At 37.0% G+C, this 26,279-nt stretch carries 31 protein-coding genes, 2 tRNA genes and 1 pseudogene; 28 read left to right on the forward strand and 6 right to left on the reverse strand.

Annotated features, from left to right (window positions below; genetic code table 11):
• Nucleotides 1–106: 106 nt before the first annotated feature.
• Nucleotides 107–655 (reverse strand): annotated as a pseudogene (locus WIW52_RS06900) (IS701 family transposase); the annotation flags it as partial.
• Between the two features lie 178 nt (nucleotides 656–833).
• Between WIW52_RS06900 and WIW52_RS06905 the strand changes: the two are divergent.
• Together WIW52_RS06905 and WIW52_RS06910 are read left to right on the forward strand one after the other, a co-directional pair.
• A complete protein-coding gene (locus WIW52_RS06905) occupies nucleotides 834–1,544 on the forward strand; it encodes a mechanosensitive ion channel domain-containing protein (protein ID WP_443295602.1) in 711 nt (236 codons plus the stop codon).
• 60 nt (nucleotides 1,545–1,604) lie between these two features.
• Nucleotides 1,605–2,615 carry a potassium channel family protein gene (locus tag WIW52_RS06910; protein ID WP_337709492.1) on the forward strand — a complete coding sequence of 337 codons (1,011 nt, stop codon included), beginning with the start codon at nucleotides 1,605–1,607 and terminating at the stop codon, nucleotides 2,613–2,615.
• A 10-nt stretch (nucleotides 2,616–2,625) separates the two neighbouring features.
• On the opposite strand, the gene ahcY is transcribed toward WIW52_RS06910, so the two are convergent.
• Nucleotides 2,626–3,870 carry an adenosylhomocysteinase gene (gene ahcY / locus WIW52_RS06915; RefSeq protein WP_337709495.1) on the reverse strand — a complete coding sequence of 415 codons (1,245 nt, stop codon included), beginning with the start codon at nucleotides 3,868–3,870 and terminating at the stop codon, nucleotides 2,626–2,628.
• Between the two features lie 433 nt (nucleotides 3,871–4,303).
• On the opposite strand from ahcY, the gene WIW52_RS06920 reads away from it, so the two are divergent.
• A tRNA-Ile gene (locus tag WIW52_RS06920) sits at nucleotides 4,304–4,390 on the forward strand.
• A 142-nt stretch (nucleotides 4,391–4,532) separates the two neighbouring features.
• Here WIW52_RS06920 and WIW52_RS06925 read toward each other — a convergent pair.
• A tRNA-Leu gene (locus WIW52_RS06925) sits at nucleotides 4,533–4,630 on the reverse strand.
• A gap of 171 nt (nucleotides 4,631–4,801) precedes the next feature.
• Between WIW52_RS06925 and WIW52_RS06930 the strand changes: the two genes are divergently transcribed.
• The 8 genes from WIW52_RS06930 to spn are packed head-to-tail and all read left to right on the forward strand — an operon-like array spanning nucleotide 4,802 to nucleotide 9,889.
• The gene (locus WIW52_RS06930; RefSeq protein ID WP_337700780.1) at nucleotides 4,802–5,110 is read left to right on the forward strand and encodes a 50S ribosomal protein L21e; all 309 of its coding nucleotides are present in this window, start codon (nucleotides 4,802–4,804) and stop codon (nucleotides 5,108–5,110) included.
• A 6-nt stretch (nucleotides 5,111–5,116) separates the two neighbouring features.
• Nucleotides 5,117–5,461 (forward strand): DNA-directed RNA polymerase subunit F, encoded by a 345-nt coding sequence (locus tag WIW52_RS06935; RefSeq protein WP_337700778.1) that lies wholly within the window; start codon nucleotides 5,117–5,119, stop codon nucleotides 5,459–5,461.
• Nucleotides 5,462–5,494: 33 nt separating this feature from the next.
• On the forward strand, nucleotides 5,495–6,136 hold the full coding sequence (locus tag WIW52_RS06940) for a DUF655 domain-containing protein (RefSeq protein ID WP_337709496.1): 642 nt from the start codon (nucleotides 5,495–5,497) through the stop codon (nucleotides 6,134–6,136).
• Nucleotides 6,126–6,785 (forward strand): 16S ribosomal RNA methyltransferase A, encoded by a 660-nt coding sequence (locus WIW52_RS06945; protein ID WP_337709498.1) that lies wholly within the window; start codon nucleotides 6,126–6,128, stop codon nucleotides 6,783–6,785. The genes WIW52_RS06940 and WIW52_RS06945 overlap by 11 nt, the downstream gene beginning before the upstream one ends.
• Nucleotides 6,737–7,354: a HemK2/MTQ2 family protein methyltransferase gene (locus tag WIW52_RS06950; protein ID WP_337709500.1), complete on the forward strand. Its 618-nt coding sequence runs from the start codon at nucleotides 6,737–6,739 to the stop codon at nucleotides 7,352–7,354. Before WIW52_RS06945 ends, WIW52_RS06950 begins: the two co-directional genes overlap by 49 nt.
• A complete protein-coding gene (trmJ, locus tag WIW52_RS06955) occupies nucleotides 7,326–8,054 on the forward strand; it encodes a tRNA (cytidine-2'-O-)-methyltransferase TrmJ (protein WP_337709502.1) in 729 nt (242 codons plus the stop codon). Before WIW52_RS06950 ends, trmJ begins: the two co-directional genes overlap by 29 nt.
• Nucleotides 8,055–8,091: 37 nt before the next feature.
• Nucleotides 8,092–8,682 carry a 30S ribosomal protein S3ae gene (locus tag WIW52_RS06960; RefSeq protein WP_337709504.1) on the forward strand — a complete coding sequence of 197 codons (591 nt, stop codon included), beginning with the start codon at nucleotides 8,092–8,094 and terminating at the stop codon, nucleotides 8,680–8,682.
• Nucleotides 8,683–8,689: 7 nt separating this feature from the next.
• A complete protein-coding gene (spn, locus tag WIW52_RS06965; protein WP_337709506.1) occupies nucleotides 8,690–9,889 on the forward strand; it encodes a bifunctional sugar-1-phosphate nucleotidylyltransferase/acetyltransferase in 1,200 nt (399 codons plus the stop codon).
• On the opposite strand, the gene WIW52_RS06970 is transcribed toward spn, so the two are convergent.
• Nucleotides 9,879–11,081, reverse strand: a complete 1,203-nt coding sequence (locus tag WIW52_RS06970) for a redox-regulated ATPase YchF (protein WP_337709508.1) — start codon at nucleotides 11,079–11,081, stop codon at nucleotides 9,879–9,881. The genes spn and WIW52_RS06970 overlap by 11 nt on opposite strands.
• 62 nt (nucleotides 11,082–11,143) lie before the next feature.
• Here WIW52_RS06970 and WIW52_RS06975 point away from each other — a divergent pair, with 62 nt between their 5' ends.
• From WIW52_RS06975 to xpf, 13 genes are all read left to right on the forward strand, one after another.
• The gene (locus WIW52_RS06975; protein WP_337709559.1) at nucleotides 11,144–11,794 is read left to right on the forward strand and encodes a 50S ribosomal protein L15e; all 651 of its coding nucleotides are present in this window, start codon (nucleotides 11,144–11,146) and stop codon (nucleotides 11,792–11,794) included.
• The gene (locus tag WIW52_RS06980; RefSeq protein WP_337709509.1) at nucleotides 11,791–12,237 is read left to right on the forward strand and encodes an RNA-binding domain-containing protein; all 447 of its coding nucleotides are present in this window, start codon (nucleotides 11,791–11,793) and stop codon (nucleotides 12,235–12,237) included. The genes WIW52_RS06975 and WIW52_RS06980 overlap by 4 nt, the downstream gene beginning before the upstream one ends.
• A complete protein-coding gene (locus WIW52_RS06985; RefSeq protein ID WP_337709511.1) occupies nucleotides 12,206–12,766 on the forward strand; it encodes an RNase P p30-like protein in 561 nt (186 codons plus the stop codon). The genes WIW52_RS06980 and WIW52_RS06985 overlap by 32 nt, the downstream gene beginning before the upstream one ends.
• A complete protein-coding gene (locus tag WIW52_RS06990; RefSeq protein WP_443295606.1) occupies nucleotides 12,744–13,163 on the forward strand; it encodes an Rpp14/Pop5 family protein in 420 nt (139 codons plus the stop codon). The genes WIW52_RS06985 and WIW52_RS06990 overlap by 23 nt, the downstream gene beginning before the upstream one ends.
• Before the next feature lie 93 nt (nucleotides 13,164–13,256).
• A complete protein-coding gene (gene psmA, locus WIW52_RS06995) occupies nucleotides 13,257–13,985 on the forward strand; it encodes an archaeal proteasome endopeptidase complex subunit alpha (RefSeq protein WP_337709513.1) in 729 nt (242 codons plus the stop codon).
• A gap of 18 nt (nucleotides 13,986–14,003) precedes the next feature.
• A complete protein-coding gene (locus tag WIW52_RS07000; RefSeq protein ID WP_337700756.1) occupies nucleotides 14,004–14,705 on the forward strand; it encodes a ribosome assembly factor SBDS in 702 nt (233 codons plus the stop codon).
• Complete coding sequence (gene rrp4, locus WIW52_RS07005; protein WP_337700754.1) at nucleotides 14,706–15,461, forward strand: exosome complex RNA-binding protein Rrp4; 756 nt, start codon at nucleotides 14,706–14,708, stop codon at nucleotides 15,459–15,461.
• The gene (gene rrp41 / locus WIW52_RS07010; RefSeq protein WP_337709514.1) at nucleotides 15,427–16,158 is read left to right on the forward strand and encodes an exosome complex exonuclease Rrp41; all 732 of its coding nucleotides are present in this window, start codon (nucleotides 15,427–15,429) and stop codon (nucleotides 16,156–16,158) included. Before rrp4 ends, rrp41 begins: the two co-directional genes overlap by 35 nt.
• Nucleotides 16,159–16,163: 5 nt before the next feature.
• The gene (gene rrp42 / locus WIW52_RS07015; protein ID WP_337700750.1) at nucleotides 16,164–16,991 is read left to right on the forward strand and encodes an exosome complex protein Rrp42; all 828 of its coding nucleotides are present in this window, start codon (nucleotides 16,164–16,166) and stop codon (nucleotides 16,989–16,991) included.
• 14 nt (nucleotides 16,992–17,005) lie between these two features.
• On the forward strand, nucleotides 17,006–17,218 hold the full coding sequence (locus WIW52_RS07020) for a 50S ribosomal protein L37ae (RefSeq protein ID WP_156005136.1): 213 nt from the start codon (nucleotides 17,006–17,008) through the stop codon (nucleotides 17,216–17,218).
• Entirely contained in the window at nucleotides 17,199–17,747 is a 549-nt protein-coding gene (locus WIW52_RS07025; RefSeq protein WP_337709516.1) for a Brix domain-containing protein, read from the forward strand. Before WIW52_RS07020 ends, WIW52_RS07025 begins: the two co-directional genes overlap by 20 nt.
• Before the next feature lie 200 nt (nucleotides 17,748–17,947).
• Entirely contained in the window at nucleotides 17,948–18,325 is a 378-nt protein-coding gene (locus WIW52_RS07030; RefSeq protein WP_337700746.1) for a prefoldin subunit beta, read from the forward strand.
• Between the two features lie 27 nt (nucleotides 18,326–18,352).
• Nucleotides 18,353–19,057 carry a 3'-flap repair endonuclease Xpf gene (xpf, locus tag WIW52_RS07035; protein WP_337709518.1) on the forward strand — a complete coding sequence of 235 codons (705 nt, stop codon included), beginning with the start codon at nucleotides 18,353–18,355 and terminating at the stop codon, nucleotides 19,055–19,057.
• A 1-nt stretch (nucleotide 19,058) separates the two neighbouring features.
• Here the strand turns inward: xpf and WIW52_RS07040 are convergent, their stop codons facing one another.
• Nucleotides 19,059–20,054 carry an NAD(P)/FAD-dependent oxidoreductase gene (locus tag WIW52_RS07040; RefSeq protein WP_337709520.1) on the reverse strand — a complete coding sequence of 332 codons (996 nt, stop codon included), beginning with the start codon at nucleotides 20,052–20,054 and terminating at the stop codon, nucleotides 19,059–19,061.
• 213 nt (nucleotides 20,055–20,267) lie between these two features.
• Here WIW52_RS07040 and WIW52_RS07045 point away from each other — a divergent pair, with 213 nt between their 5' ends.
• Together WIW52_RS07045 and WIW52_RS07050 are read left to right on the forward strand one after the other, a co-directional pair.
• On the forward strand, nucleotides 20,268–22,481 hold the full coding sequence (locus tag WIW52_RS07045) for an elongation factor EF-2 (RefSeq protein WP_337700740.1): 2,214 nt from the start codon (nucleotides 20,268–20,270) through the stop codon (nucleotides 22,479–22,481).
• A 6-nt stretch (nucleotides 22,482–22,487) separates the two neighbouring features.
• Nucleotides 22,488–23,213 (forward strand): HAD family hydrolase, encoded by a 726-nt coding sequence (locus tag WIW52_RS07050; protein WP_337709522.1) that lies wholly within the window; start codon nucleotides 22,488–22,490, stop codon nucleotides 23,211–23,213.
• On the opposite strand, the gene WIW52_RS07055 is transcribed toward WIW52_RS07050, so the two are convergent.
• A complete protein-coding gene (locus WIW52_RS07055; protein WP_337709523.1) occupies nucleotides 23,210–24,610 on the reverse strand; it encodes a M28 family peptidase in 1,401 nt (466 codons plus the stop codon). The two genes, WIW52_RS07050 and WIW52_RS07055, sit on opposite strands and share 4 nt — an antisense overlap.
• Before the next feature lie 4 nt (nucleotides 24,611–24,614).
• Between WIW52_RS07055 and WIW52_RS07060 the strand changes: the two genes are divergently transcribed.
• On the forward strand, nucleotides 24,615–25,223 hold the full coding sequence (locus WIW52_RS07060; RefSeq protein WP_337709525.1) for a DUF447 domain-containing protein: 609 nt from the start codon (nucleotides 24,615–24,617) through the stop codon (nucleotides 25,221–25,223).
• A gap of 11 nt (nucleotides 25,224–25,234) precedes the next feature.
• On the forward strand, nucleotides 25,235–26,248 hold the full coding sequence (gene leuB / locus WIW52_RS07065; protein WP_337709563.1) for a 3-isopropylmalate dehydrogenase: 1,014 nt from the start codon (nucleotides 25,235–25,237) through the stop codon (nucleotides 26,246–26,248).
• Nucleotides 26,249–26,279: the final 31 nt, after the last annotated feature.

Consider the following 26,279-nt stretch of genomic DNA (forward strand, 5'->3'; position numbering starts at 1 on the left):
TATAATTAGGTCCGCCCTCGTTTATACAAACTTTTCTACGAAAAATCTTATTCTTTCGACTTTTTATGTATTTTATTCATCTCATTTTTTACGCTAAAAAAGAGATTCCCATACTGACGTCCAACATCTCCTTGGCCAAGTCGATCTTGGTCTTGAACTCGGTGACCATCCCCAAATCCAACATCTTCCTCACGGCGTAGGGGAAGGCTCCCACCATGAACGCCCTGCCCGTGGAGAGGTCTACTATGGCGACCGTGAGGAGTTGCACACCCCTCTCGAACCTCCCGTGGGTGTGGCAGTAGATCCAGTAGTTCCCGTGGGGGCTCACGTCCTTCCCCCGGGAGTACTCCTTGTGGTCCACGGTGTCGTCTATGATTACTGCCACCTCACCCTTCACCAGCCCCGACAGGACCTTCAAGTAGTCCCTCCACGCGTCTTCGAGTTCCCCCAACGCCTCCAGCAGGTTCGCGTAGTCTAACCCGAACGTCTCAGCAACATTCTTCACGCTGGACCTCCCACCTAGCAGGGTCATGAGGGCTAGTGCTAGTCCTACCCTCCTGCTCCTCTCGTTCCTCCTCACTATGCCCAGTATCTGGTTCACTGCCTTGACCAACTTCTCCTTGGCTAACTCGATTTGTCCTTTTCCGTTTGACATCTTTTCAGTATGAAGACGTCTAAAATTAAAAACTTCTCGCTAATACCGACTTCTTAGTATTACCTCCCTAAGATTCCCATAACTGCTGTTATGTGATTAAAAATATGGTAATGAGAAAAAACATAGAAAATTATTTTAAGTAGCAATAATTTTATATTTTTGAGAAATATCAGATCCAATGATGAAAGACGAGGAAATAACCGATATTAAAGAAATAAGGAAGAAAATAGGAGAAGCAACTGGTAAATTAATTTTTTATATAGTGCTCTATGTGGTAGTAGAAGCGATAATCAACAACCTAGTTTTTCCCATTTTAGAGAAAGTGACTACCTCATTACCTAGTATACCTTATATCAGTTCGTCTAGCAGTTCTACCAACGCCTCTGCAAGTACACAATCGGTAGCCGGCTACGAACCTTACGTAAATGTTCTATTATCGCTATTGTTTGGATACTTTATAGTTCAAGCATTTGCTAATGTTTTATACTGGAATTTGAGATTAAAGTACGACCATTCGACCGCTGCTTCAATGAGAAGTGTTTTTAGACTAATAGGAATTGGAGCATTAGTAGCTACAATAGCCGGTGGAGTAGCTGGAGGGGCCGCAGGTGTAGCATTAGGTGGTTTTATAGGAATTGTAATAGGTTTTGCATCACAACAAGTTCTAGGCCAAGCAGTAGCTGGCATGTTCATCCTTCTAGCTAGGCCATTTAGGATTAAGGATCATGTTAATATTCTTAGCGAAGAAGGAATAATTGAAGAAGTTAGTACATTATTCACATATTTAAGCAAGCCAGACGGAACAACGGTATTAGTGCCAAATAACTCTATAATAGGGAATAAGATCTATCTACTACCTAAATCGGGACAACAAGAAAAGAAGAGTTAGTTACTTTCTGAGTTCTTTTTTTAAATGCCTTTTAATACTCAGTAATACTTAACGTAATTTGTGGATAGAATAAAATTTTGGAATAAGTTCGTCTTACGTTTTTTAGAGATTTTTGCTGCACCGTACTCAGTTCTTAGAAAAATATACCCTCAATTAGCAATTCTATCAATAGTAGTTTACGTAATAGCACTAGTATTCGTCTATTATCAACATCTCGACTGGATTTCAGCAATTTACGCTGCTGTAAACGTCATAACTACTGTAGGTCTTTACGCTCCAGACATCAACACAATGCCTAGTAATGAGAAATTGTTCTTAACCGTACTGATCTTGTTCACTGTAGGTCTTTTTGCATCTATGGTTCAATCTTTAATTGGAACCCTTGTAAATAAAAATACATGGATAGATGCCAGAGCGAGATGGAGAGGACAACATATGGTAAACCACATAGTCTTGATAGGAAATGCTGAAAGCATAGTTTCAGCTGCCAGAAAGTTACAGCAATTAGGAAGGGATTACGTAGTTTTAACTTCGTCTAAAATTCTTTATGAAGAACTAAAAGGGGATAATGTAATACTGGGAGATCCAAAAGAAGAAAATAATCTAATATCAGCAGGAGTTGAGAAGGCATCAGCCGCGATAATTGCAATGGACGACGATTCCGAAACACTTCTAGTAACATTAAGAGTTCAAAAACTAAATCCTCCTTTAAAAGTAGTTACTATGGTTAAGGACATTTCAATGATAGATATTATGAAAACAGCTGGTGCAGATGTGGTTATACCCTATGAGGATATAATGGGAAGAATGCTAGCATTTGCCTCACTTTCTAACTCCTTTGCAGGTATTATCTACTCAAGCAGAGAAAGAGAGTACTCAATAGGAGTGTTCGACGTTAAGAAGGGAATAAAGCTAAAAGATCTTCCTCCCAAGGTAATTCCGATCGCAATTCTTAGAGACGGTCATTTAGATCCCTATTTCGATAAAGAAACTGAAGTGAAGCCTGGGGAATCCTTGTTCGTTTTAGGAGATCCTTCAGCGTTTAAAGAAGTTGAAAAACTTCTGAGCTAAAAAGATTGTTTTAAGTTCCGTATCTCCACTGCTTCATATATTCTATCTGCTCCTTGGTCATGGGCTCTAACTCTATTCCCATTCCTCTTAGTTTTAGCATAGCTACAGTTTCGTCAATCTCTTGAGGAACATTATACACTTTCGGCTCCAACTTGTCTTTATTCTCGATAAGGTACTTCACTGACAAGGCTTGATTAGAGAAGCTTAAATCCATAACTTCGCTCGGATGTCCTTCAGCCGCCGCAAGGTTCACTAATCTACCGTCAGCTAATAAGTATATTCTTTTACCGTCATCTAGCGTATACTCCTCAAGGTAAGGTCTTATAGTCCTCACTTGCTTTGCTATTTCTCTCAACCCTTTCACATTTATCTCCACGTTAAAATGACCTGAGTTAGCTAATATCGCTCCGTCTTTCATTTTCAGAAAGTGTTCCTTATTTATAACGTTAATATTTCCAGTTGCTGTTACGAATATCTCTCCGATTTCCGCAGCCTTACTCATAGGCATGACGTCAAAACCATCCATTACCGCTTCTAAAGCCCTTAAAGGCGATACCTCAACGACAATAACCCTAGCTCCCATACCTCTAAGCCTTTGAGCTATACCTCTACCTACCCATCCGTAACCTGCCACCACGGCAACCTTACCAGCTATCAAAATATTGGTAGCCCTCAAAATTCCATCGATAGTGCTCTGTCCAGTCCCTATTCTGTTGTCGAATAAATACTTTGTAAATGCATTATTTACTGCTACCACGGGGTATTTCAACACTTTCTCCTCTTCCATAGCCTTTAGTCTGATAACTCCTGTCGTTGTCTCCTCAGTTCCTCCTATGATTTTCCCTGAGTAATTCTCGTGTATGTAAGCATGTAGGTCACCACCATCGTCCATAACTATTTGAGGCTCATACTTCATTATCTCTTTAATGTTATTGTAATAATCATTCTCGTTCTCGCCTTTCCATGCGAAGACGCGTATACCTTCTTCGACTAAGGCTGCAGCAACATCATCTTGTGTTGATAAGGGATTACTTCCAGCTAAAGCAACCTCAGCTCCTCCGGCTTTTAGCGTCTTGACTAGCGCAGCTGTTTCCTTAGTCACATGAAGGACTGCACTTATTCTGATCCCCTTAAGAGGTTTTTCCGCTTCGAACTGTTTTCTAATCTCCATTAAAGCTGGCATGTGAAGTTCTGCCCATTCTATTTGCTTTTTACCTTGCTCTGCGAGTGAGAGGTCTTTAACCTTATAGTCCATATTTTAACCTCCTTTGCTTAATCTTCACATGGAAATTTAAGTATACCTACGGCGAATTTGTTAAAGAGATGATTTAATGGATGGCAATGTCTCTTCCTTACTTTGATATGTCAATAATGGTCATAGCTACTTCCTAGGTGCTCTTCCTATAACCCTATCATCATATTGGATAAGGAAAATCAATTTAGATTGGGGCTCTCCCATTTCGAAGTCAGATTCAATTAGAATGTGTGCGATTTACTAGGAAAAACGAAAAGTTACAGATAATTTTACAAAGATGTTAAACTCAATTCCTTTTCCTTATGGATTAACTTAGTTAACTAATTCTGATAGTGTGCAGTATTGAGGGAGAGATGGGATTCCTCTGTTAGGTTTAATTGGTAAAAACGACCATAACATTTTTAAAACATTCCTTAACACTATTATAGTGTTAGGGCCCGTAGCTTAGCCCGGTAGAGCGCCCGGCTCATAACGTCTTTGAGAGACCGGGTGGTCCGGGGTTCAAGTCCCCGCGGGCCCACTGGTTTTCCTTGGTTAGTTTAATAAACATGATGAGTCTTATATGCTAAAAAGTAAAATGGTTATGAAGAGCTTTTCTTAAGGATTTGCTTTCTTGGCTGAAATGCAATTTAACGATAAAGAAAATAGGAATATGAAAAGTATGCGGGGGGTGGGACTTGAACCCACGCAGGCCTACGCCAGCGGATCACTTCCGCGGAGTCTTAAGTCCGCCCCCTTTGACCAGCTCGGGCACCCCCGCGCAAGTATTTCATATTATGTCTGACTTTATATTTCTTTCCCATGCTATTAAGGATTTATTTTACCCGCCTATACGTGAACTTATATGATACAATGAACAGCTTAGGGATTGTAATAAAAAGCAAAAATCTTAATTTATACTCTGATTGTAGTTTTTAGGGGTAAATATAGTATGGTTGCTCACTCTAAAGGTTATAGGACTAGGACTAGAAAGTTACTAACAAAAAGCGTTAGGGAGCGTGGTGCTGTACCACCTTTAAGTTCTTTAATGTATGAGTATAAGGAGGGAGAATACGTAACAATAAGAATCAATCCCTCTATACATAAGGGGATGCCCCACAGAAGATATCATGGTAGAGTAGGTATAATAGTGGGAAAGAGAGGAAAGGCTTACGAGGTTAAAGTAACCCTTGGTGATAAGGAGAAGGTAATTATCGTCAGACCTGAACATTTAGAACCTTTTAATGGCGTTAAAAGGTGAAAATTTTTGTCCTATTCCATTCGAGTTATAGAAGAGCATCATATTCCTTATTCTGTAGCTAAAAAATACCTACAAGATTTAATAAGTAATGGTAATTCATCGAATCTACTTCAGAGGACGTTCGATTACTTAAATTCTATCTCAAAGTGTGATAGTAAGGGAGCAGAACAAATAATGGAGGAGTTAAAGGAAATAGTTAAAAAAGAAGAACTTAGGGCTATGATTGCTAGCCTATGCCCTCAGACTATAGACGAGGTTAGAATTATTTTGGCAACTGATACTTCCACAACTTATACTACAGAACAAGTCCAAAAGATTATTGAAATAGTTAAGAACCATATGGAGAGTTGAGGTTTTTACTTTTAAAATTATATAATACACTGTATGCAAAGGAAAAGACCAATTAAGGAGCGGATGGAGAAAGCAGTATACGTCCTAGACTATCTAAGGGAAGGTAATCCTCTTGACAAACACACTGTACATAAAAACAGACCAGTACTCCAACTAGTAGGAGAAGATTATTTCATGCTTATGGAAGCTTCTCCTCTTAATTCCCACCAAGACTTTCAGTTGGAGCAGAGAATAGAGTTAGTAGACAACTCTTATCTGAAGATAGACTTTCACATCACATATGAGGATCTCACGTCTGTTGCTAAGGATGAACTAGTGAAAGTACTGAGATTAATAGTAGAAAATAAAGCCAAGTTGTTTACGGAGTTTTTCAATAAAGCTGAGCCTTTAACGTTAAAATTACACGCACTCGAGCTATTACCTAATATTGGGAAGAAGACGTTGAAGACAATCTTAGAAGAACGAAAGAAAGAACCCTTTAAAGATTTGAGAGATATAGAACAAAGAGTCGGGATAAAGGACGTTATCGGAATAATAGTAGAAAGAATAATAAAGGAAATACAAGGAGGTGAAAAATACTATCTCTTTGTATATCCATTGGAAGAGAAGAAAAAACCTACAGAACACTTCGTGTATTTGGGCTATTTGGAAAGATTGAGTAAAGATGCCCAGTAAGGGTCAGCATTTTTTAATAGATTTAACAGCCATAAACAAAGTAATTTCTTACGTTGATTTTTCCAAGAGACCTATTATCGAAGTAGGAGGAGGAAAAGGTGCTTTAACTACATTACTAAGACCGGACTTAACTGTTGAAATTGATAATTCATTAACTAAGTATTTGAAGGATTATAACCTCGTAATAGCCGATGCCGTAGCTTCGCCTTTTTTTAGGGGTCAGGTAGTTTCATCACTTCCTTACTATATAACTTATGATTTTATGAGAGAAATGGTAAAAAATTCTAGGATATTTAGACTAGTTCTTCTATTACAAAAAGATTTTATAGACAAAGTTTTCAACAAGGCTACATATATATCATTTACACTCCACTATCATTTTACCATCCATTCTAAAGATATAATTCCTCCGAGAGCTTTTTCACCTAGACCTAGAGTTTATTCTCAAATAGCAATCTTCGAGAGAGTTAGAGATTATAATCGGCATGTGGACGAAGTTCTAAAGTGTGTTAGTTCGTATAAGAATAAAAAACTCAATTCAGTAGCTAAATTGTGTGGATTAAATGTCACTTCAGATAGGAGGATAAGGGACTTTAAACCATGTCAAGTAATAGAGTTATTGAATTTTCTGGGTATAGAATATGTATAAATGAAAACGTTTATGAACCAGGGGAAGATACAGAAATACTCCTAGATCTTTTGAAGATCAATCAAGGAGACAAAGTATTAGACATGGGATCTGGAAGCGGCATTCTAGGTTTCTATGCAATAAGAAAAGGGGCTAAGGTTACGTTTATTGATATAAATCCTTATGCAACTGAGGCAACTCTATGCACCCTTAAACTAAATAACGTGAACCCCGAGAAATTTGATATAATTAACTGTGATCTTCTCTCTTGTTTACGTAAGGATGTAGCTTATGATGTAGCTATTTTTAATCCACCTTACCTTCCTTACGAAGAGTACAATTCTTGGATAGGGTATAGTTGGTCTGGAGGTAAGAATGGGATCGAAGTCCTTCTGAGATTTCTTAATAGTATTAGAGCTAAAAGAATATATATTGTATTCTCCTCTTTATCGGATTTAGACAATTTACTTATAGAAATTAAATATATAAATTATAAAATAACAGATAAGAGGGAAATAACAATAGGTTATGAGACAATTATGGGATTGGAGTTGGTAGCTAATGATAAGGCTCATCGTCGTGGAACCTGAAGGAGCATATAACGTAGGTTTTATAGCTAGACTTGTAAAGAATTTTAGTGTAGATGAATTCTATTTAATTAATCCTAAATGTAACATGCAGGAAGCAATTAATTTCTCTGCCCAAGGTAGGGAGATATTAGAAAAGAAAGTCGTTATAGTTTCCAATTACGATGACGCGATTGAAGACCTTGATATAAAGATAGCTACCTCAAGCATAGCAGATAATGAAGGAGATTTATTGAGAAAGTCGATTAAACCATGGAATCTGGACAGATTTATTGAGGATAACAAGAAAATAGGGTTAATATTTGGTAGAGAAAGCGTAGGGTTAACAAGAGAGGAGATCATGAAGGCAGACTTCTTACTATATATACCTGGAAATCCTGAATACCCAGTCTTGAATTTATCCCATGCAGTCAGTATAATTTTATATGAAGTTTTCAAGTTACGAAACGTTAAAAAGGCAGAAACAAATGAGGGTGAGAGAATTTCGAGTGAGTCCATCAAACTCCTAGATTATTACTCTAAAAAAATAGTAGATATGTTAAAACGTAGTGAAGGAGACGAGTACATGTATATTGCCCTCAAGAGAGCTCTTCTAAAAGGTATCTCTAATGAGGTAGAAGCAAGGACGATTATAAGGCTTTTACGAAAGGTGTACGTAAAAGTTAGCATTGCTGAGGGAAAGAGTGAAGATGAAATAGAGTGAAAATTTTTTATAAAGGTTGTTGGATTAAAAGTTAGTCATGTCATCAAAAGCTAGCTCGACGATTAAGGACAAGTGGAAGCTTAAGAAGTGGTTTACAATCCTAGCACCTAAAGTATTTGGGGAAGTACCCTTAGGTAGTACTCCAGCTTTCGATGTCTCGCAGACGATTAACAGAAAAGTTGAGGCAACACTTTATGATTTAACCGGAGATTTTAGTATGGTTTATGTGCACTTATATTTTAAGATAGTAGGGAATGAAGGAGAAAGAGTAGTAACGAGATTCGCAGGTCATGAGTTATCCAGAGACTATATTAGGTCTTTAATTAGAAGAAAAAGTTCGAAAATAAACGCAATAATAGATGTAACAACTCAGGACGGGTATGTAGTTAGGGTTAAGGGATTAGCTCTTACTACATACAGGGCTCATAGGTCACAAAAAACAGCTATTAGGAAGATAATGGCTGACATTGTTACAAAGAAGGCTGCAGAATCGACATTTGATCAATTTGTACAAGACGTTGTATTTGGTAAACTAGCTAATGATATATTTCAAGAGGCTAAGAAGATATATCCTCTTAGAAAGGTAGAGGTCGAGAAAACTAAAGTAATTAAAGTTCCTGCATCATAACATTTTTATGAAAGCTGTAATATTAGCTGCAGGTCAAGGTGAAAGATTAGAACCTATTACTCATACTCGTCCTAAACCTTTTATTCCTATCTTGGATAAACCTTTAATTCTTGATACAATAGAGCAGGTAAGGAAGTACGTAAATGAGGTTTTGGTCGTAATAAGTCCTGATCATAAAGAATATTTTGAAAAAAACATAAGTGGTGTAGCATTAATCGAACAGAAGGAAGGAAAAGGAACTGGAGCTGCACTGAAAGCTGTATCTTCAGTAATTAATGATGACTTTATCTTAATTTACGGTGACGTGTTTATAGGAGATAAGAGTGTTCTTAAGCAATTCTTAAGCGAAAAAAACGCAATCCTTGGCGTAGAGGTGAAAAATCCTAAGGATTACGGAGTTCTGGTAATTAACAACGGTAACTTATCAAAAATAATAGAAAAACCAGAAATACCGCCTTCTAACCTTATCAACGGAGGGATCTACAAGTTTTCTCCTGACATATTTGCCTACCTAGATAAAATTTCCCTATCCGAAAGAGGTGAGCTAGAACTTACTGATGCCGTGACGATGCTAGCTAAAGAATCGCAAGTCAAGGTTATTAGATATCAAGGATTTTGGCTAGATATAGGGAAGCCGTGGAACATATTAGATGTGAATAAATGGGTTTTAGACAATTTACCTTCCAGTGAAAATTTCGGTAAAGTAGAAGAAAATGTAAAAATTAAGGGAAAGGTTGTCATTGGAGACGGAGTAGAAATAAAATCCGGTACATATATAGAAGGACCAGTTTTTATAGGGGAAGGAAGCGTTATCGGTCCCAACTCTTATTTACGTCCTTATACTGTTCTAGTAAAAGATAATAAGGTAGGAAATGCTGTGGAGATAAAGGAGAGCGTAATCATGGAAGAAAGTAAAATCCCTCATTTAAGTTATGTAGGGGACTCTGTTATTGCTGAAGATGTGAATTTTGGGGCTGGTACTCTAATAGCTAACCTGAGGTTTGATGAGGATGAAGTAAAGGTTAATATCAAAGGCAAAAAAGTAGGAAGCGGACGAAAAAAACTTGGTGCTATAATAGGAGGTCACGTGAGAACGGGTATAAATGTTACAATTCTACCTGGTGTTAAGATAGGAGCTTATGCTAGGATATATCCTGGGGCTGTGGTAAATAGAGATGTAGGGCGTGGTGAATTTTTCAGGGCTTAGCAGTAGATGAAACTATTTTTATTATATCGTTATTTTGTAACTTATAATCATCTCCTACTCTCATTTTGTTTCTAACATTTATTGCATAGAGAAAACCTTTAGCAAGCTCAGAGTGTATTTCTTGAGCTAAATCTTTCGGCGTGGATCCTTTTCGTATTAATATCGCGTCCGGAAGTACGTTACCATTATGGTCTGTCAACTTTTTCTCGTCCTCTACGGGATAAACCACTATCATTCCCAGAGCATCAAATACAGCTGAGTTTATCGCCTGCTGAACTCCGGTGCTCCCGTACTCTTCTAAAACGTTTTTCTTTATATAATCTAATGCGTCTCTCTGTTTTTGAGGGAGTTGTTTTAGCACCTTAAAGTCTCTTTCACCTGGGATATATTCTATCAAGCCGCTCTTAGCAGCTTTTCTTAGAGCTAATTCTGCCTCTGCACTAGTTGGTATTACCCACTTGTATTTTTTAGTAAGTTTTTGGATAAATTGTTTTGCTTCTGGTATATCTGACTTATTTGCTGCTATGATAATAGGTTTAGAAATTTTCCTAAGTTTTTTGCTAAAATTTCTGAGATCTTCTTCGCTCCATTGCATTAATTTTAGATTTTCTAACTTTGTTTCTCTGAGTGTTTCTATAATGTGATATTTGTTAATTGATAGCCCTGAGAGCTTAGATAAAAGCTCGTCCACGGGATCTCTGTTAGTGAGATCGACGGTTCTTGCAAACTTTTGCCAATCTTTAGATATAATAGAAAAGAACCATTCCTCAATTTCTTTTTCTATGAAACTTATATCTTCTTCAGGATCCCTTATACCCGGTTTTACTGGAATTCCTTCTTCATTTGTACTTCCGCTAGCATCTACTACATGAATTAACACGTCAGCTTTTCTTAACTCATCAAGGAATTTATTTCCTAAACCTCTTCCCTCATGGGCACCTGGAATTAATCCTGCCACATCTACTAGTTTAACTGGAATAAAGCGATAATCGTTGATGCATATTGAATTTCTGGGGTTACATTTAACATTAAACTCTTTATGTACACAGAGTTGTTTTACGTATGCAACACCCACATTAGGTTCAATAGTTACGAAAGGTCTATTAGCTATCTCTACATCTAACATAGTTGCAGCAGCAAAAAATGTACTTTTCCCTACGTTTGTTTTTCCTATCAGTCCTACAGTTATCATTCAAGATATTATCGGACAAATGAGTTTATTAATTAGTTGTTAATTAAGTGAGTAGAAGAATTATGGCATCATCAATGTATAGTCACATAGAAGCGACATGGCAAAAAGAGGAGTGGAAAAAGAGTGTGCTGAGGAAAAGGTTAATAGAATGGAGAAGAGATGAAGCTATTGTAAGAATAGAGAAGCCGACTAGATTAAATAGAGCGAGGGCTTTAGGTTACAAGGCTAAGCAAGGTTTTGTAGTAGTCAGAGTTAGAGTAAGAAGAGGAGGTTTAAATAAGCCTAGACCTAACAGCGGCAGGAGACCCAAAAGAATGGGTGTTTATGGATACTCCCCATCTAAGGGGTATAGGTGGATTGCCGAAGAAAGAGCTGCAAGAAAGTTCCCCAACTTAGAAGTCTTAGGTAGTTATTATGTCGGAGAGGACGGTTTGTATAAATACTATGAGATAATAATGGTCGATCCAAACCACCCAGTCATTAAGGCTGATCCTAACTTAAAGTGGTTACAAGACCCTGCTAATAGGAAGAGGGTATTTAGAGGTTTAACAAGTGCTGGAAAGAAAGCTAGAGGATTAAGGAAGAGTAGAGGGTTAAAAGGAACGATATCACATAAGTGGAAGAAGAAACAGAAGGAGAGAGAACTAAAGAAAAGACACGAAGCTTCAAAGTACTATAGATTACAGAATTTCAATAAGATACCTGGGAAATGAAGGTAGCTTTTATTTCAATTTCTGTATTTTGTCACGAAACAGAAGATAGAAATAAAATACTTAACTCATTAGAGTCCTTTTTTAGCTTAGACAATGCCGAAGTCAAGGATAGCGTAGTTCAAGGTCACTACGGCAATAGAATTGAAATTATAGAATACAAAATGAAAGGAAGAGAGGCTCAAAATGTTTTCGAGAAGATTCTTAACTCATTAGACAAGATGGATCTAATTTTGTTAGCGTCTACTTTACAGTCAAGGACTGACAAAGGAAAATTACATTTAAGGATAGATAAGCAGAGATTTATAGAGGAAAATAAGATTTTCCTAAGAGATGGGGATGATGTTATAAAATTAGTAATATCCTTTAAGAACTTTAGGAATACAGATGAAATTGTTGAAGAGCTGAAATATCTTGTTAGTAGAGACCTGCGTAAAGACAATTGAATTAAGAGAGTATGCAAAAAAACTGGGCTACGATGAAGTTCTTTCAGAGGATAAGTACGACTCCAGATATAGACTTTCTTTGGAATTAAGTTCTAAAGAGGAGATAGCTAAGTATATACGTAAGATTAAAGATAATAAGGTAATCTTGTTCGTAAAGCCACTATCATTTGAGGCTTTTAAGTATTCTTTACAATCTCCCAAAGTAGCAGCTTTGATACTAGACAGAAAAAACATAGGACTAATTGGTAAGAAGGGTAGTTTGAATTTAATAAGACAAGCCAAGAAGCCGGTTGAAGTGCAGTTAAAAAACCTAGAGGTAGACGTCATCTATAAAGTAATCCAGTGGAATAAGTGGATTGAATATCCTATTCTCTCATCGTGTGCTTCAAAGTTTAATGAAATATGGTCTCCATTATCTAAATTTTCCCTCTTAGTAACATTGGGTGCTAATGAGAGCGACGCGTTAAAGTGGATTTATAATAACCCTACATTACTAATTGGTAATTATGATAGGACAACTACTTATTGATGTCGTTATATTTATCTGGCTTGTCATTCTCACATTATATTCAATTAGGTATAAGGTGATATATTTCAAAAAATTGAGGGCTGGTAAAAACGTTAAGGTGAAAAGATATATCGTATTCGAAATGATCCCTACCCCTTTTCCACAAGCTGAATTAGAATCGGCAATTCGTAATGCTGTAAAGGAATTAGGAGGTAAGGCTTGGCTAGAGATTTCTAACCCAAAAGTAATATTAACTTACCAAAATTACGGGGTTATATCGAGTACTAGAGCTGGATACAAAATAGTTATCGCTAGTCTACCTCTCGTAAAGAGCATCAACGGGCAAGAAGTTTTACTAGTCCCCAGAAGAACTACAGGAAGCTTAAAAAGGGCAAAGAAATTAATAGGTATTAGATGATGACGCCGTCCCAGACTGTAAGAATGATGTGTACGCGACGAGCTGAATAACACTTTTTTACCTAAAGTATGTACTCATAATTGGGAGAAAAAATTGGCATTTGGACCAGCGGCAATGGGATATGATAGAGCCATAACCATATTCTCTCCAGATGGCTCATTATACCAAGTAGATTATGCATTTGAAGCTGTAAGAAAAGGATGGACTACTTTGGGAGTTAAAACAAAGTCTGCAGTAGTACTATTATCAGAGAAAAAGAAAGCAACACAATTATTAGATGTTGACAATATAGAGAAAGTTTATCTGCTAGATGATCATGTAGGTTGTAGCTTTGCCGGTTTAGCTTCAGATGGCAGAATTTTAATTGACTATGCTAGGTCTCAAGCACTACAACATAGGTTAATTTATGACGAGCCTATAAATATTGACTATTTGACCAAACTTGTGGCTGATATAAAGCAAGCCTATACACAACATGGTGGAGTAAGACCATTTGGTGTAGCACTGATAATTGGCGGAGTTGACAAAGGGGGAATACCAAAATTACTTATGACAGAGCCTAGCGGACAGTTCATGCCTTATTATGCAGTAGCAATTGGACAAGGAGGTTCTGTGGCAACTGAGTATCTAGAGAAGAATTATAAAGAAGATTTATCAGTAGAAGATACGATACTTTTAGCACTCAGGGCTTTAGCTTCTACATTAAAACCTGGTGAGAAATTAACTTCCTCTACGGTAGAAATAGGCTATGCCTCTACAGATGTCGGAATTTTCAGGAAGATGGCGGTTGAGGAAAGAACTTCTATTTTACAGAAGTTATAGGGGGGCGTTAAAAAATATATGACGAAAAAGGAGGAAATGGTTATTGCTAGATACGAACACGGGGGAGAAAGGTTTGAAATATTAGTGAGACCGAAAGAGGCTATGGATTTAAGAAATGGGAAGAGTGTTAGCTTGTCTGACGTAGTCGTTTCAGATACTATTTATAAAGATGTTAAAAAAGGTTTGAAAGCATCACCTTCTTCCCTAAAGAAAGTATTTGGTACTACTGATTTTGAAGAAGTGGCTAAACAGATAATACTAAAAGGTGAGATACCGCTAACGGCAGAACAAAGAAAGGAAATACTAGAGAATAAAAGGAAACAAGTGATAGATTATATAGCTAGGAACGCGATAGATCCAAAAACTAATTTACCAATTCCTAGAACTAGAATAGAAATGGCTATGGAACAAGCTAAAGTTCAAATCGATCCAAATAAGGACGTCGAGGGACAAGCATTACAGATTGTAAAGGAAATAGCTAAAGTAATTCCTATAAAGATAGCCAAGGCTTTAATTGAGATAAAAGTAGATCCTAAATACAGTTCAAAGGTTAAGTCTCAGTTACATAATTTGGGAGAGGTAAAGAAGACTAATTGGTTGGGAGATGGGACATTAGTAGCTGAAATAGAGATACCGGCTGGTGCTCAACAGGAAGTTATAGATAAGCTAAATTCTCTAACTAAAGGAGAGGTTGAAGTGAAAATTGTCCAGGTGAAATAGATGGTAGAAAATTCAGGTTCTAAAATTTTCTATCAAGATAGGAGTATTGTCACACCAGGTGATTTGATAGCTGAGGGAGAATTCCAAGTTCCGTGGTCTCCTTATTTTTACAAGATAGGTAATAAGTATTATTCGGCAATTACGGGACTTCTCAGCGTAAAAGAAGGAAATATTTTCGAGGTAATACCTCTTGAGGGTCAGCGTTATTATCCTAGAATCGGGGATACAGTCATAGGTTTGATCGAAGACATAGAAATATATGGATGGGTAGTCGATATTAAATCTTTTTATTCTGCATATTTACCAGCGTCTTCCTTGCTAGGAAGGGCAATAGCACCAGGAGAAGATCTGAGGAGGTTTCTAAACATAGGTGATTATATATTAGCAAAAGTTGAAGCATATGATAGGACAATTAATCCAGTTTTAACAGTTAAAGGTAAAGGATTGGGTAGAATATCTTCTGGGGTTATAGTGGAGATCTCTCCTGCTAAAGTACCAAGAGTTATAGGTAAAAATAAGAGTATGTTAGAGGTTTTAACATCAGAGACTGGTTGTGATATCCAAGTAGCTCAGAATGGTAGGATTCTCGTAAAATGTGCAAATAGCTTAAGTGAAGAAACGGCAATAAGTGCCATCAACATCATTCAATCAGAGTCGCATATAAAAGGCTTAACAGAAAGAATAAGAGCTTATTTGAGAGAGAAATTAGGTGGGAGTAAAAATGATGCAAGTGCAGAAGCCAAGACTAATACTTGAAAATGGGCTAAGGACTGACGGTAGAAGACCTGACGAAATGAGGCCTATAAAGATAGAATTGGGAGTATTGAAAAACGCAGATGGTTCGGCTATTTTTGAAATGGGAAATACCAAAGTACTAGCGGCGGTTTATGGACCAAAGGAGATGCACCCAAGGCATTTAGCTTTGCCAGATAGGGCATCTTTGAGAGTAAGATATCATATGACACCTTTTTCGACAGATGAGAGGAAAAATCCTGCACCCAGTAGACGTGAAATTGAGTTATCTAAAGTTATAAGAGAGGCTTTAGAGTCTACAGTGTTAACTGAATTATTTCCGAGAACAGTTATAGATGTCTTTATGGAAGTCTTGCAGGCAGATGCAGGAACTAGGTTAGTGTCTCTTATGGCAGCGTCGATGGCTTTAGCTGATGCTGGTATACCTTTGAGGGATTTGATAGCAGGGGTGGCAGTAGGAAAAGCTGATGGAATAATAGTTTTAGATCTTAATGAGCCGGAAGATATGTGGGGAGAAGCTGATATGCCTGTCGCAATGCTTCCCTCTCTAGGACAAGTAGCTTTGCTTCAACTTAACGGTAATATGACTCCTGAAGAGTTTAGGAAAGGTCTTGAGCTTGCTCAAAAAGGGATTAATATTATTTATAATTTACAAAAAGATGCTTTGAGGAAGAAGTACGCAGAATATAAGGAGGAGTAAAAGAAATGTCAGTTACACCTTCTAATCAAAATATAGTCCCGTTTGTTAAAAAGGAGAATATACTAGCAGCATTAGATAGAGGAGTCAGGATAGACGGCAGAAAGTTGAACGAATATAGAAAACTTTCGATAACTTTGGGATATGCAAAAAAAGCTGAGGGCTCGGCTCTAGTTAAGTTAGGTGACACTACTGTTTTAGCTGGTGTAAAACTAGAAGAAGAGGAACCATTTCCAGATACTCCAAATCAAGGTAATTTGGTCGTTAACGTTGAGTTATTACCATTAGCTTATGAGACTTTTGAACCCGGTCCACCAGACGAGAACGCTATTGAGTTAGCAAGAGTAGTTGATAGAAGTTTAAGGGATTCCAAGGCTGTAGATCTATCAAAATTAGTGATTATACCTGGTAAAAAAATATGGACAGCATGGGTTGACGTCTATGTACTTAACTATGACGGAAATATACTTGATGCTTGTACTTTAGCTTCAGTAGCCGCGTTGTATAATACAAAGTTACCTAAGATAGAGGTAGAGGGAGAGAATGTTCGTATTATAAGAGAGGAAAAAACTGATATTATTCCAATTAATTATCCAGTTGTTACTGTAACTGCAGCGAAAATAGGAAACCATATTATTGTAGATCCGAACATTGATGAGGAAAGTATAGCTGATGTGAAGTTATCAATCTCATATACTAGAGATGGTAGGATAGTTGGTATGCAGAAGAACTTCAGTGGTAGTCTAACTTTGCAAGATGTAGATATGATGGAGAATATAAGTAGGAGTGCAGCTCAATATTTACTCGAAGAACTTAAAAAGTACCTTAACCTTTAAGAGTGTGAAGAACTATGGGGAAAGTTACCGGAATAGCAGGTAGATTTGGACCGAGATATGGATCATCGCTGAGGAAAAAGTGGAAAGAAATAATGGAGAAAAGGTATAAAGATCATCAATGTCCTGTGTGTAAAACTACCGGTAAGGTAGTCAGGTTAGCGGCCGGTATATGGTATTGTGAGAAGTGCGGCGCAAAGTGGGCGGGGCTTGCCTATACGCCGTACTAGAGTTATTCTCACGTCTACTAGAGACGCCCCGGTTAGAGTTAGATCGTTTTTGAATGAACTCGAAGATATTATACCTTTCTCAAAGCGTATAAACAGAGGTAGACAAAGCCTAGATGCAATTCTTAGGAAAGCCAAGTTTTTTCAAGCATCGTATCTTGTGGTTGTTGGGATAAGAAAGGGTAATCCTTGGTTTTTTCTAGTTTATGATCTTTATACCTCTTCTCTAGAGTATAACCTTAGAATTTTGGGAGTAACATTGAGGAAAGAGATACTAAAGGTCGAAAAAGATTCAAAAAAAGTAAGAAAAGGATGTATAGGGTCAATAGAACATGATACAATAAAGAAATTGTTACTAGATTTAGGCTATTATTCGATATCTTCATGTGATGCATATGCATACGGCGAGGCGATTATCACTGAAGGTAATAAGAAGTTGTATCAAGTAAAGTTCTTAGATAACCAAAATAATATTTTAGGTCCCATAATTAGGTTTGATTATAATGAAGGTATTGATCGAAATCAAATTTGAGAATGTAGATGACAGCTTGAGGAAAATTTTGTTTAATTCGATATTATTGGAGAAGGTAGACCAAAGAGTAGTAAATATTGACAAGGATAAAAGTCTTATTATAATAAGTGCTAATTCGATAAGTAGGGGAAGAGCTATAATGAACTCTTATATATCCTGGATATACACAATAATAGAGACATTAAACAGGGTGAAAAATAATGACCGAAAGAATACCCCCCGAGCTTAAGGCTGAGATTGTAAAACTTCAGCAATTACAAGATCAACTTAATAGAGTATTAACAGAGAAAAGTGTTATAGATAATCAATTACGTGAAGTAAATAAAGTTTTGCAAGAATTAACTCAGCTACCTTCCGATGCTATAGTATATAAAATGGTAGGAAACTTATTAGTTAAGGTCAATAAAGACGAGATTCAGAAAGAACTAGACGAACAGAAGACTATACTTGAGTTAAGGTCAAGGACTTATCAGAACCAAGAGGCTAAGTTGAGAGCACAACTCGAAGAGAGGCAAAAGAAGGTCAACGAATTAATGGCTAAGTATTATCCACAAGGCAGTGGAGTACCAAAGGCTTAAGTAGTCATTACAACGATTTTTTATACTGTGTTACGCATTTATGCAGACTATAGGGAAAAGGAAAGTGGGATTCCAGATCTTCTTAAAGATTTTGGTGTGGTTGTTGTTTTAGAAAATTTAAGCGTTGCAGATTATGTTATATCCGAGAGGATCGGGGTAGAAAGGAAGTCGGTTTCTGACTTAGTAGCTTCAGTTTATGACAAGAGGTTTTTCGACCAGTTGTCAAGGCTGAAGGAAGCTTATGAAGAACCCTTCTTACTCGTTGAAGGAAAGCTGGATTATGTGAGAAATATTACGGATAAATGGGACGCAATAAATGCTGCCCTTATATCCGCATTAGTGGACTATGAAGTTAGGATTATCTATTCTACGAGCAAAAGAGATACTGCTTATATTCTATATAAACTAGCTGATAAAGTAGTAAATCATCAAGATAATGGATACAGAAGTATTATCAATCTTCATGATAAGCCTAAGTTTGAGAGCTTGAAAGATATGCAAATATACGTCGTGGAGTCTTTGCCTCACGTAGGTAGTAAATTAGCGCCTAAGCTTTTAGAAAAATTCGGTTCAATAGAAGGATTATGTAAGGCCTCTATTACAGAACTGGAAAAAGTCATAGGGAGCAGAAAAAGAGCTGAAGAAATTTACAGAGTTCTTCATACAAAGTATGTTGCTGATAGCGAAAATAGGCAGGAGAAAAAATCAGGAGGGATATTAGATTTTCTCTAAGTTACAATCTTAATTGCATACTGAATTTCTTTTTCTCGGCCTTCCAATCAACATTGACCGGTGGTAAGCCAGATTTACTCCTAAGATAATTGTATGCCGATAAGGCTGCCTTAACTCCCTCCGCTGCTGCTACTACTGCTTGTTTGTAGGGAGTTGATGTCACATCACCAGCCGCAAATACACCCTCCATACTTGTTTTTCCTAGCTCATCAACTATAATTTCTCCTTTATCATTTAATTTCACTAAATCTTTTACAAAGTCAGTTCTCAGCTCATAACCCATCTCTATAATAACTCCTTCTACCTCTAACACCTCAGTCTTTCCGTCTTTTAAGTTACTTATCACTATTCTAGAAACTTTCTGGTCTCCTTGTATTTCCTTTACAGTATACCCTAAATATAACTTTATATTATTGTTACTAAGTACACCCTTAACTAGATTTTCGTCTGAACCTACTAACACTGCGGATCTAGATATATAATAAGCTGGCTTTGCATATCTGGAAAGTAACTCTATCGCCTCTAACCCCGGTTCTCCTTCACCTACTACAGCCGCAGGTTTGTCTTTAAAGAAAGCGGCATCGCATATTGCACAATATGACACACCTTTTCCTTTAAATTCTTGTTCTCCTTTCACATGGAGTTCTCTAGGAGTTTTACCGAATGCAAGGATCAAAGCCTTTGCTGTATACTCTCCTTTTATTCCCTTTACTAAGAAAATATCTCCCTTTTTCTCGATCTTATTTATTTCTTCTCCGTAAATAAACATAGCTCCGAATTTTTTAGCCTGCTTCTCTACTTTTTGAGCTAAGGCAAGTCCGGTAGATGACTCTATTGCGGGATAATTCTCTATAAGTTCGGTCAACGTAAGTTGTCCTCCTAAATCTTTTGACACTACTAATGTCTTCATTTTCTGTCTTGCTGTATAAAGGGCTGCACTCAAACCTGCTATTCCGGCTCCAATTATGATCACATCATATACAATATTTTCGCTCATATATTGATTAAGTAAGTTCTTATAATAAAAATTTAATTTATGAAACAATCTTATTGGATATTTTCGCTCATATATTGAGTAAAATTGATAATCAATGAACTTTAATTAATTATTCTCACAGTTGAGAAAGTTATAAACTATCGTAAGTATAACTCCCAATACACTTTAATATTCAAACTCATTACTTACTAACTAAATACGGTGATATAAGCCTTGCCACGTTATAAGACAGTAGAACAAGTACTGTCTTTAATGAAAGATGTAACAAGAGTTAGAAATATCGGTATAATTGCTCATGTAGATCACGGTAAAACTACAACGAGTGATACATTATTAGCAGCATCAGGAATTATTTCCCAGAAAGTTGCTGGTGAGGCATTAGCGTTAGATTATCTATCTGTAGAGCAACAAAGAGGTATCACAGTAAAGGCTGCTAACGTCAGCCTCTACCACGAGGTTGAAGGTAAAGGTTACGTAATTAACTTGATTGATACACCAGGTCACGTAGATTTTAGTGGTAGAGTAACTAGAAGTCTTAGAGTTTTAGACGGATCCATTGTTGTTGTTGACGCAGTAGAAGGAGTAATGACACAGACAGAAACAGTATTGAGGCAGAGCCTCGAAGAAAGGGTAAGACCTATTCTATTTATAAACAAAGTAGATAGATTGGTAAAAGAGCTAAAACTTAGTCCTCAAGAAGTTCAGAAGAAACTTACGGATCTGATAATGGAAGTTAACAACTTAATAGAGATGTATGCTGAACCAGAATTTAAAGAGCAATGGAGAATAAGACCAGAACTAGGTAACGTGGTATTTGGTTCAGCTAAGGATAAGTGGGGATTCACGGTCCCCATGGCAGCTAAAAAGGGAGTCAAATTCAGTGATGTAGTAAACGCTTACTCGAGCGGAGATAAATCAAAGATCGAAGAATTAAGTTCAAAATCTCCCATACATGAGGCTCTTTTAGACACTGTAATTAGGTTAGTTCCGAACCCGAGAGAGGCTCAGAAGTATAGAATTCCGAAGATATGGAAAGGCGACTTAGACAATGATTTAGTAAAGGCAATGCTCAATGCAGATCCTAACGGACCTATCGTACTCATGATCAACGATATGAAAGTTGACCCGCATGCCGGTCTTGTTGCTACTGGTAGAGTGTTCTCAGGAACTTTGAGAGCCGGAGAAGAAATCTGGCTTGTGAACGCTAAGAAGCAGCAAAGAGTTTTACAAGTAAGCCTTTACATGGGTGCAACGAGGGAATTAGCCGAAGAGATTCCAGCTGGTAACATTGCAGCTGCACTAGGTCTTGACGCGGCGAGGTCAGGTGAGACAGCAATAGATGTGAGGTTCAAAGACACTAATTTTGGAAGCTTTGAGAGCCTACACTACGTTTCAGAGCCAGTAGTGACTATTTCAGTAGAACCGAAGAATCCGAAAGACTTAACTAAGATGATTGATGCGTTAAGAAAGCTAAGTATTGAAGACCCTAACTTAGTTGTAAAAATTAATGAGGAGACTGGCGAATACTTGCTTTCAGGTATGGGATTCCTTCATTTAGAAGTATCGTTACAACTACTAAAAGAGAATTACGGTGTAGACGTAGTAACAACACCACCAATTATAGTTTATAGAGAAAGCATAAGAGCTAAGAGTCAAGTGTTTGAAGGTAAGTCGCCCAATAAGCACAATAAGTTGTATATAAGTGTAGAGCCGTTAAATAATGAGACTATCGAGCTTATTGCGAACGGTACAATAAAGGAGGATATGGACAATAAAGAGATGGCTAAGATATTGAGAGATAATGCTGGTTGGGACTATGATGAGGCTAAAAAGATAGTAGCAATTGATGAAAACATAAACGTCTTCGTTGATGCAACCAGTGGTGTACAACACCTGAGAGAAGTAATGGACACTATAATCCAAGGATATAGGCTAGCTATGAAAGAGGGTCCATTAGCATTTGAACCCGTTAGAGGAGTAAAAGTAGTGCTTCACGACGCAGTAATACATGAAGACCCAGCCCATAGGGGCCCAGCTCAGTTATACCCAGCAGTGAGAAATGCGATTTTCGCGGGCTTCCTAACCGCTAAGCCCACATTATTAGAACCTTTACAGAAGCTTGACATAAGAGTACCAATGGAGTACGTAGGTAATGTATCTGGAGTTATAACTAGGAAAAGAGGAAAAGTACTTGACATGACTCAAAGCGGAAACGTTGCCAGGATTACCGCTGAGATCCCAGTATCAGAGTCTTTCGAATTAGCCAGTGAATTGAGAGCAGCAAGTGCGGGTAGAGCATTCTGGGGAACTGAGTTTAGCAGATGGGCTCCAGTTCCAGACAGCTTACTAACTGATATCGTTATGAAAATAAGGGAGAGAAAAGGAAAGCCCAAGCAATTGCCTAAAGTTGAGGACTTCTTATCGTGATTGTATATGGAAGAGATTAACGTTTTTAGAAATACTAGTGCTATTTTTTTCGACTTTGATAATACATTGGTTTCTTTTGAGGAAAAATCACACGAAGCATTACAGAAAGTAGTAGATGATATTTACAATTACGTAGTAGAGAATTATTCAAATAATAAGCTTGAAAAAAATGAAATTAAGAAAGTTGTTTTTGAGGTAGCTAAGTCTTTAGATGAAGAAGGCGTTTATGACAGAAAAATATGGTGGCAGACAGCTTTAGATAGGTTGGGAATCAAAGCAGGGATGGAGGATTTATACGAATGGACGCAAATTTATTGGAGCGTTGTATCCAATAACGTGCCTTACGAGGATGCATTAGACCTTATTGAGTACTTAAAGAGGAAAGGTTTCAAACTAGGCATAATAACAAATAGTGATGGAGAGTGGGGAGATAAGAAATCAAGGCTTTCAAAGTTTCCTCTAATTTCTTATTTCGACATAATCATCATAGGAGGAGAAAATAATATCAAGCCTAAGCCTAATGTAGAACCGTTTATAGTTGCTTGTGAAAAGATGGGCCTTAATACTAGTTCATGTGTTATGGTAGGCGACGATCCAGTAAAGGATTGTTTAGCGGCTAAAAAAGCTGGATTAAGAGCTATACTTGTTGATAGAAAAGGGCGAGTTAAATACGCCGAATTATATGCGGATTACGTCGTAAATAATCTAAAGGAATTAGAGGAAATATTCTAAAATATATCTGATAATAGAGCGTAGAATTTTTTAGTCTCTTCTCTGTATAGACGATTTAAATACGTGAAATAATTGACCTCGCTAGAACCTTCCTTGTGTTCTATTTCTCCAAAGTCTTCTAGTGCTATATAAATATCAAAGTAACTTTCTTTTATTCCCTTAAGCGTGTGGAAAATTGTGGTCATTATTTTTCCGTTAGAATAGAGGATTGATTTATAAAGAGGAAGGATTGTATTATAATTAAATCTTTTACCTTCAATGTTAGTAATTAGTGTTTTAATTTCTACTGGTAGCTCAATAACTTGGTTTTTAATATAGTTCATAAAAACTTGCAATGAAGTTAGCCTAGTATTCCTTAAGGTGTTTATTATCAAAGGGATAATATTTTCCTCTATTATTTTAGCCTCCTCTACTGTCAATATATCGTGACTAGAATGATAATACTTGTAATTTATGGAATGAAAGGATATGGTTGGGATTCCAGCACTTAAGAATCTATAACTATCTGTGTAAGGCGACGGATAACTCACATCTGTGATGTTATTAGAAAGGGGTATAGACAATATTGGCGTGTAGTATACATAGAGAGAGTCGGTTATATTATCAAGCGAAAGAACAAACTTTGTACCTTCAAGTCTCTTTGCATTATTTTCCACGAACGTTTTAGAGCCACATGCCCACGAGAAACTTTCAAAATAGCAACCGCTCTCTTCTGCAGTAAATGATATAGCATGGATTTCGTTATCATACTTTTCATTCATGAGTTCAGTCAGTAACGCTACTCCAACGAGATCGTCATGCTCACCGTAAAACCAATGGTCGTGATGCGCAGTAACATATATTTTTTCATCATTCTTTCTGTTAGATATGCCTTCTATACTGTAACCAATAGAATTTTTAAAGATATTCTCAGTATAGAATCTGCATTTACCTTTAAGAAATTTAAGCGTATTTTGGGTTACGAAAAATGCTGGAGTATAAGGTGGAGGTTGAGGAGAATTCTGGAGTAATATTCTATTTTTCAAAACTACCTTTCGTAAAGTATCATCGTTTAATGTAAAAATTAGTACTTTTCCTTCGTTACCAAGTAATCCGTATTTTACGTTTAGTTCCGTCAAGTTATTCAAACTAATTATCTTATAGTTCTCAGTCTCGAGATCAGCTGAAGGCGAGTAAGGTAGTGTAACTATATCGCTTTTAGGAACTTTTCCCCCCTCACATTCTATTTCTAGTTCCTTATTAGACCAACTAAGGACTTCAGTCGGGTATATCTTAATTTCATCGAAGTGGGGCTCGAACTGAGCCTTAATTTGCTTTACAAGATATTTTTCTTTCCTATCTCCGCTAACTACTTCCCCGTATCGTGAAAGCTCTTTTACCTTTTCATATAATCCCATATTTATGAGTGTGGTTGAAGATTACATAAATAAGGTATTCCCTCACAATGGAGTTTTTGAGATCATACTCGGAACCTCAGGAATATCTGAAAATCTTTCTCCTATCGGTATAATTAGGGACGGAAATAATTACTTTTCAAAAATTTTTAGGAATACGTTAACTTATTATAATCTAAAAGCCAGAAACTCATGCATAATTAACGTTACTCACGATCCTATGATTTTCTACAAACTTTTATTTGACGAAAACAGTCCTGACTTAGGGAAAAAAATATACGACGGTATCCCTTACTTAGAAAATGCCATAAGTATTCTTTCTAACTGCAAAGAAGCGGAAGTAAAAGAGGAATTCTCTATTTTCGAGTATAGATTTGTAAAAATAATTAATGAAGGAGTTATCTATAAAGCGTTCAGCAGGAGCGATTCACTATTTATTGATTTACTTGTGCATGTAACGAGACTCGATATTTACTCGAAGGAGGAATTGGAAACGTATTCAACAGTGATACAGTATGAAGTGAAAACTATAGCCAGGCTATCGCCTAATCTTTTGGAAATTCTTAGGGATCTTGTCGCATTAATTAATGCTAAAGGGTTAAAAATCAGTTTATAATGCTTATTATGATGAGCTTCACAGTAGCCCTTATTCAAGGAGATGGGATAGGTCCAGAAATAGTGTCAAAGTCAAAAATAATCTTAGCTAAACTCAATGAAATATACAGCTTACCTATAAACTATGTAGAGGTAGAGGCCGGTGATAGGGCTCTAGCTAAATACGGGGAGGCATTACCTAAAGAAAGTCTTAAAATTATAGATAAGACTGATATGATCCTTAAGGGACCTGTAGGGGAGTCAGCTGCTGATGTTGTTGTAAAACTAAGACTTATGTATGATATGTACGCCAACTTAAGGCCTGCTAAGTCTCTACCAAATGTTGAAAGTAAGTACTCGAATGTAGACATTTTGGTTGTGAGAGAAAACACAGAGGATCTTTATAAGGGCTTTGAGTATATTGTGGCTGACGGGGTAGCGGTAGGTATGAAAATAATTACATGGAAAGCCTCAGTAAGAATAGCCCAAGTGGCGTTAAATGAAGCTTTAAAAAGAAGGAAGAAAGTAACGTGCGTTCACAAATCTAATGTAATGAGGGTTACGGATGGTTTATTTGCAGAGGCATGTAGAAGTGTGCTAAAGGGTAAAGTCGACTATTCTGAGATGTACGTCGATGCGGCTGCCGCTAATTTGGTGAGAAATCCTAATATGTTTGATGTAATAGTTACAGAGAACGTTTATGGGGATATACTAAGTGATGAGGCTGGACAAATAGCTGGAAGCTTGGGTATATCTCCTTCTGCAAATATTGGGGATAAAAAGTCTTTATTTGAACCCGTTCATGGTGCCGCTTTCGATATTGCTGGCAAAAATGTAGCAAATCCTACGGCATTCTTGTTGTCTGTGGCGATGATGCTAGATAGGATGTATGATTTATCTAAAGAGGATAGATATGCAAAAGCTGCAGATGCGCTGCGTAATGCCATTTATAAAGTATACGAGGAAAAGAAACACCTAACCCCTGATGTAGGGGGTAACAGTACCACGGACGAGCTGGTAAATGCGATTTCCCATTATCTAAGTTAATGCTTAAATAACGTTAGTTAATAATTCAAGT

The sequence above is a fragment of the Stygiolobus sp. RP850M genome (genome assembly GCF_037389295.1).
GTDB lineage: Archaea > Thermoproteota > Thermoprotei_A > Sulfolobales > Sulfolobaceae > Stygiolobus.